This is a genomic window from Haematospirillum sp. H4485 (assembly GCF_012102745.1).
Classification (GTDB): Bacteria; Pseudomonadota; Alphaproteobacteria; order Rhodospirillales; family Rhodospirillaceae; genus Haematospirillum.
This window is the reverse complement of record NZ_JAAVSY010000026.1, coordinates 1-2,801: the sequence shown is the minus strand read 5'-3', so window position 1 is coordinate 2,801 and position 2,801 is coordinate 1. Positions and strand designations below refer to the sequence as shown.

General features: G+C 55.4%; 2 protein-coding genes and 1 pseudogene. 2 read left to right on the top strand and 1 reads right to left on the bottom strand.

Annotation, left to right across the window (positions count from 1 at the left end; all coding sequences use genetic code 11):
- Together HEQ61_RS11020 and HEQ61_RS11015 are read left to right on the top strand one after the other, a co-directional pair.
- Positions 1 to 1,148 (top strand): hypothetical protein (locus HEQ61_RS11020; RefSeq protein WP_209315901.1); only part of this gene is annotated, 1,148 nt, incomplete at its 5' end.
- 24 nt (positions 1,149 to 1,172) lie between these two features.
- Entirely contained in the window at positions 1,173 to 1,451 is a 279-nt protein-coding gene (locus HEQ61_RS11015; RefSeq protein WP_168021455.1) for a hypothetical protein, read from the top strand.
- Between the two features lie 150 nt (positions 1,452 to 1,601).
- On the opposite strand, the pseudogene HEQ61_RS11440 reads toward HEQ61_RS11015, so the two are convergent.
- Positions 1,602 to 2,801, bottom strand: a pseudogene (locus tag HEQ61_RS11440) (calcium-binding protein); the annotation flags it as partial.

The window sequence follows — 2,801 nt, the reverse complement described above, 5'->3', positions numbered from 1 at the left end:
CCCGTGCGGTCACGCCGGCAGGTCTGCGTCGGGCCGTGGACGACAAGGCCGCAACCGTCAAGGCCGACCTGAAGCAAGCCTTCGCCGCCGCCGATGCTGCCCTCAAGGCACAGATCGAGGGCACTATCACCCAAACCGCAAAAAATATAAGGGATCAGGTGGGAGCGGCCAGCCATGTCTTGATGCAAAACGCCTTCATCAAGGCCGATCCGGACAGCGTGGTGTTCACCAGAACCGCTGCCAACGCGATCAGCCTGAAGGCCGAAACGGCTGTGGACGTGCACGGCAAGGCCATCTCGTTTACAACCGATACGGCGGTGGTGATGCCGACCCTGACCCCCGGAACAGATTACGCGGTGTATGTCTGTGCCGATGGATCCGTTCGGGCCGATGCCAACTTCAAGGTTCCGTCCGGCTATACGGCAGCCAACTCGCGCAAGATCGGCGGCTTTCATTATGCGCCCGGCGGCAACGCGACGGTAACACAGACCGGTGGCGACACCCGCCCGGCGATCAATCCGTATGCTATGTGGGATCTGAAGTTCTGCCCGGCGTGCAAGGACCCGCGCGGCATGACTCTGGTGGCGGACAGCTTCTGGGCCGATATCTATCTGCTGGGTGTCAACCACAATACGGACGGCACCAGCAAGTATGGCGTCACCATTGCCGATGGTGCAAGCCCACCGAAAATTCCGGCCCAGTTTGCAGGCGATGTCTCCCTGACATATAGCTCGCTCAACTGGTGGGAAGCTGCCGAGGTGATGCAGGCGCATGGCAAGCAGCTGCCCTCGTACGCCGAATTTTCGGCACTGGCCTATGGCACTACCGAGAACGAATCGATGGGGTCTGATCCACGCACCACGGGCCTTCAGGCCAAGTATACCTCGAGGTGGGGCGTGATCCAGGCGACCGGATGTATGTATGTGTGGGGGCGTGATTTTGGCGGTTCGCATGGTTCGTCCTCGTGGGCGGCGAACACGGGAGGGCGTGGCAGTACATACCAATTGTCGAATGCCGTGATCTTGGGTGGTGCCTGGAACGACAGGTCTTATTCAGGTTCTCGTTGCTCGGGCTGGAACAACGCCCCGGTGTACGTGGCGAGCCACACCAGCGCCCGTGGCGTCTGTGCCCACCGGCTTCTTCCCTGACCTTCCCAACGGAGCTGTTAACAAATGACCATCATCAACACCCGTGCCGATCTGGACGCGATCAAGGGCACCCCGACCCACGCTGAATTCATGCGCCTGCTGCGCGGTACCATGACCACCATGACCGACACCCAGACGTACCCGGAAGACTACGGAAAACCCGAATACAACGGGCCGAAACTGGACCCGGTCTGGGTCGAGGTCGAAAGCCTGGAAACCATCACCCGCTTCGGCTTCACAAAAGAAGACCTGATGCAGGAAAGCCCCGATATGGGTGGCGAGGTCAGTGCGCAAGAAAGCTGATAGCAAGTCCTGGACGCACGCTAGCGGGCTGAGTTCATATCCAGCCAACAAACCCAACATCGTTGGATAAGGACACCATGCCCGTTCGGGAAAATCTGAACCGCTGTTCCCGATACCATCAGGAACAGCGGCTAGCTTTATGTCAGAACATTACGAAAAAATAAAATCTGATGCAGATACAGAAGAGGTGTTCTCTAACAGGATTGAGAAATCGGGAGTATCGTCACCTGTAGCCTCAATACGCAAAAACAGGTCTTTGCCAAGTGGCTCTGCCCAGACAGCGTTTCTGGCTGGTCCCGTGTTGCTGAAATGATTAACTAACAGGCCTTGGCTCAGATGAGAGAGATCAATCCGATCGCCTTCTGCGGCATTGAAATCCAGTATCTGGTGCCAACCTCCTATGATCGTACCAGAAGTAGATGACCCATTGTAACTGAATGTATCCGCACCCGCACCGCCGGACAGGGTTGATGTCAGTTGCTCTACACGCAATCTGTCATCGCCGCTGCCAGCAACAAAGATTTCAATAGAGTGAAGATAATCTTTCTCGCCGGTACCAATAGACACGGTTCCCCAAGTTTCGCCACGTAACTTTACATCAAGTGAGTCCGTATAGCTGGCATAGCTGACAGAGTCTTTTCCTGCCCCCCCTGCCAGAAAGTCATTGCCGGATCCTCCATCCAAATGATCATCACCATCGCCGCCATGCAGGGCATCATCACCTGCACCGCCCTTCAGGATATCATTGCCTGCGTTACCCAACAGGATATTGTTACCGTCATTGCCCGTTATTCTGTCATCTCCAGCCCCACCAATGACGGCCTCAATATTCCTCAAGGTATCTTTGTCAATACCATTGACACGAACGACGGAATCCCGGCCCCCATCAGCCAGTGTCACGACGATATGGTCCTGTTCTGCACTATAGTCCATATAGTCGCAGCCCCCTTGGCCATCGATTGTGTCATGGCCACCGCTGGAATGGAATATGTTGTTAAGGTCATTACCTGTCAGGTGATCGTCAAAAGCGCCCCCAGTCAAGTGATTATAATCAATGATCTCAGCAACCTGGGCGCCATTAACAAGAACAGGAGATGGCTCGTTCATACCCAGTGTTATCGTCACCGGTCCAGTGGCAAAGCTACTTTTATAAACAGCGCCTTCAACACCTTCATTATGAGGTATAGTATCCTCTCTTACGGGGTTGTCAGAGAGTATTGCGGCAACCCTCGTTGTGTCCAGAATGAGGTTTTGGGCGGATAGTGTGGTTACGCCGTTCAGGCGCACGGATAAATCCTCTTTCGTGTCCCCGGACGTATCGGCAAAGACTGTCAACCCGGATGCATCGGG

Bases quoted from the DNA above. Each gene is read 5' to 3' on its own strand.
- HEQ61_RS11015 (WP_168021455.1), top strand. From the start codon at position 1,173: ATGACCATCATCAACACCCGTGCCGATCTGGACGCGATCAAGGGCACC.